Below are 3,623 nucleotides of genomic sequence, written 5' to 3'. Positions count from 1 at the left end.
CCGCTTTTTTCAAAAAGCGGCCACTTGCTTTCTAATGAAGTTTCACCGAAGGCCCCGTGTGCCGCGACAGGCCGCGTGAGAGGAAGCTGATGACAGCGTGGAACGTGCCATTCAACGCGCGCTCATGCATCACGCGCATCGACTGATACATCATCCGGGCAAACAGCCCCTCGATGAAAACGCCGCGGCCGAAGATCGTGCCCATCAAATTGCCGACGGTGCTGTGGTGGCCGAGCGAGACCAGCGAGCCGAAATCCCGGTAGACGAAGGGCGCGAGCTCCTGGCCGCGGAGGCGCTTTTCGATCTGCGCCAGCATATGGTCGGCCTGCTGATGCGCGGCCTGCGCGCGCGGCGGCACGAACCCCGCGCCGCCGGGCAGCGCGCAGGCGGCGCAATCGCCGAGGGCGAAAATGTTCGGGTCGCGGGTCGTCTGCAAGGTCGGCTCGACCACCAGCTGGTTGAGGCGGTTGACCTCCAGCCCGTCCAGATCGCGCAGGATTTCGGGCGCTTTGACGCCCGCCGCCCACACCACCAGTTCGGCGGGAATGAAGCTGTCATCCGCCAGCCGGATGCCCTGGCCCGTAACTTCCTTCACGCGCGCGCCGGTCCGCACTTCCACCCCCATATTTTCGAGCAGGCGGCGGGTAGCTCTGGAAATGCGTTCCGGCAAGGCCGGCAGGAGGCGGTCCGCCGCCTCGATCAGCACGATGCGGATGTCGCGCTGCGGGTCGATGCGGTCGAGCCCGTGGGCGATGACTTCGCGCAGGGTCCGGTGCAGCTCGGCGGCGAGTTCCGTGCCGGTCGCGCCGGCCCCGATGATCGCGACATGCAATTGGCCCGGACGGACCGGCTCGGCCTGTGTCTGCGCACGTAGGCACGCATTAACCAACCGTCGGTTGAAACGCGCGGCCTGGGCCGGCGTTTCCAGCCGCACGGCATGTTCCGCGGCGCCCGGCGTGCCGAAATCATTCGTCACGCTGCCGATGGCGATCGCCAATATGTCGTAATCGATGGCGCGCGGCGGCGTGATTTCGCGCCCTTCATCGTCGAACGTGCCGCCGAGGTGGAGTTTTTTGGCGGCGCGATCGAGCCCGACCATTTCGCCGAACCGGTAGCGGAAGCCGTGCCAGTGCGCCTGGGCGAGATAGTTCACCTCATGGGCATTGGGATCGAGGCTGCCGGCGGCCACCTCGTGCAGCAGAGGTTTCCACAGATGTGTCCGGGCACGTTCCACCAATGTGATGCGCGCCCGCCCCGGCCGGCCCAGGCGGTCGCCGAGCCTTGTCACCAGCTCCAGCCCTGCGGCGCCGCCGCCGACCACGACGATGTTCGGGCCTTTATTGGCCTCAGGGAGCTGCGACGCCGGCGCCGGTGGCGGATCGATCTGCGACGTGCCGGATGCGGCGTCGGGCGGCGCGGACAGCGTGTTCAATTTCGGCATGGGTCCAAATCCTTGTAGCTGAGGCGATAGGCGAATTCAGGATATCCGCGCGGCCGGCAGGATCGTTGCGATAAAGATTCGTTCTGATAGAGAAAATTCCACAGAAATCGGGATAAGCTTGTGGATCGTTCATGTATAGCCATGCACCTGGCGCGCGTTGCCTGGATGGCGCACGGTTTGGCGCCCCGTTTTGCATGACAGCCTTATCATTCGTACCGTGGCCCGCCGACCGGCCAGGCTCGTCTGGCCTTTGCAGGGCGTGTGGTGCATGTGTCGGGCACTGAAGCGCGAATGGACATGATGACTGACTGGACCGATGGCTATCTGACTGACGTCACCTATAGCACGGCATTTTATCGGCACACGACGCCGGCCTGGTTGTCGCTGGCCACGCTGCTGAGCGGGCACCGGCCGCCGCGCATCGATCGCCCGTTCCGCTGGTGCGATCTCGGCTGCGGCCACGGCTTCACCGCGCTTGGCGTCGCCGCCTGCCACCCCGAGGCAGAGGTGTACGGCTTCGATTTCAGCCCGGCGCACATCGACAATGCGCGGGTCATGGCGGCACAAGCGGGGATCGGCAATGCAATGTTCGCCGAGACGTCCTTCGCGGACCTGGCGGCGCTGCCGCGCGAGGCGCTGCCGCAAATGGATTTCATCGTGCTGCAGGGCATCTGGAGTTGGGTCTCCACGACGCAGCGGGCGTTCGTGCTGCAGTTCATCCGTGACCGGCTAGCGCCCGGCGGCGTGGTCTATGCGAGCTACAATTCGCTCGCCGGCTGGGCGGCGATGGTGCCGGCGCAGCGCCTGATACGGCTCTATAGCGAAACCCGGCGCGGCCCGGTCGAGGAAATGCTGCCCGGCGCGTTCGGCTTCATGAACGAGCTGATCCGCGGCGATGCCGCCTTCTTCGCGCATAACCCGCTCGTCGCGGCGCGGCTGGATTATCTGAGCAAGGAGAACCCGCATTACCTCGCCCATGAGTTGTTGCACGGGACCTGGGAGCCGATGTTCCCCGATGCCATGGCGCGCGACATGGATGAGGCGAAATGCGGCTTCATCGGCAGCGCGACGCTGTTTGAGAACATCGATGCGCTGTCCGTCCCGCCTTCCGTCGCCGCCGTCATGGCGCAGACCGGCGATGCGCGTATGAAGGAGGTGCTGCGCGATCTCGGCGCCGCGCGCACCCTGCGCCGGGACCTTTTCCGCCGCGGCACGGAAAAGCCGGTGGCGGGTGAGGTCACGGCGCTGCTCGACGAAATTATCCTGACGGAATTTTGCGGCCAGGACGAGGCGGAGATCACCATCGCCACCGGCGGCAGCACCAGCCGGACCTTGGACCGGGGCGTTTACGGCGAGGTGCAGGAACGGTTGCGTGCGGGGCCGTTGCCGGTGGGGGAATTGCGCCGAAGCCTCGGCGACTTGGCCGCCACCAAGGAAATCGTCAGCGTCCTATGCGAGACCGAACGCGCCCATCCGATGCTGGCGGCGCACAAGCCGGAACTGGAGCGGGCCGGCGCGCTCAACCGCGCGATCGGCCAGCATAACCGCCAGGGCGGCGCCCTCAAATATCTGCTGGCGCCGAAGCTCGGCACCGGCTTGCCGGCGGACACGTTCGAGACGGTGGTGTTCGAAGAGTTTTCCGCCGGACTGCCGGATGATCTGGAGCCGGCCATCGGCCGCCTTTTCGCGATGCTCCTGGCGCGGGGCCTGGTGCCGCAGCACAACGGCGTGCCGACCGATCCGGACGGCACGCGGGCCATGCTGCGCCAGGCGCTGGAGCGATTCATCGCCACGCGTTTGCCGGTGTTGCGGCAGCTTGGGATAGTGCCTGAGGCAGGCGAGGGAAGAAGCTAGGCAAGCGAGGAAGCGCTACTTTTTGTGAACAAAAAGTAGCAAAAAAACTTTGTTTACTTTGGGCCCGTGCGGGTTTCGGCGCCTCAGGCCCAGCGTCAATAAAAGTTTTTTGCGCCGCTTTTTTTCAAAAAAGCGGCTGCTTTCTTTTAATGAGACCGCGTCTTGGCGCGTTGTTTGGCCCCGCAAGCGTGATCCTCGGCCGGAACGTTGCCGATCTCGTGGCGGATTGCCGCGGCGAGTTCGGGATTGGCGCGGCGGATCTGCTGGACCCGCAGCGCTGCGGCAGGGCCGGGCGTGGGGGCCCGTTCCCATAATTCCAAAAAGAGAA

At 65.3% G+C, this 3,623-nt stretch carries 3 protein-coding genes; 1 reads left to right on the top strand and 2 read right to left on the bottom strand.

Features of this window, described 5'->3' with window-relative positions; all coding sequences use genetic code 11:
* Positions 1-31 precede the first annotated feature (31 nt).
* Complete coding sequence (locus tag VNC39_RS16195) at positions 32-1,441, bottom strand: NAD(P)/FAD-dependent oxidoreductase (protein ID WP_325400691.1); 1,410 nt, start codon at positions 1,439-1,441, stop codon at positions 32-34.
* A 291-nt stretch (positions 1,442-1,732) separates the two neighbouring features.
* On the opposite strand from VNC39_RS16195, the gene VNC39_RS16190 reads away from it, so the two are divergent.
* Positions 1,733-3,295, top strand: a complete 1,563-nt coding sequence (locus tag VNC39_RS16190) for a class I SAM-dependent methyltransferase (protein ID WP_325400690.1) — start codon at positions 1,733-1,735, stop codon at positions 3,293-3,295.
* A gap of 146 nt (positions 3,296-3,441) precedes the next feature.
* Here the strand turns inward: VNC39_RS16190 and VNC39_RS16185 are convergent.
* The coding region (locus tag VNC39_RS16185) for a hypothetical protein (RefSeq protein WP_325400689.1) at positions 3,442-3,623 on the bottom strand (182 nt) is incomplete at its 5' end.

Origin of the sequence: Acidocella sp., from assembly GCF_035535915.1 — a bacterium.
GTDB lineage: Bacteria > Pseudomonadota > Alphaproteobacteria > Acetobacterales > Acetobacteraceae > Acidocella.
This window is presented reverse-complemented; position numbering and strand designations above follow the sequence as displayed.

Excerpts from the sequence above, each read along its gene's own strand:
- VNC39_RS16190 (WP_325400690.1), top strand. The coding sequence starts at position 1,733 with ATGGACATGATGACTGACTGGACCGATGGCTATCTGACTGACGTCACC.
- VNC39_RS16195 (WP_325400691.1), bottom strand. The coding sequence starts at position 1,441 with ATGCCGAAATTGAACACGCTGTCCGCGCCGCCCGACGCCGCATCCGGC.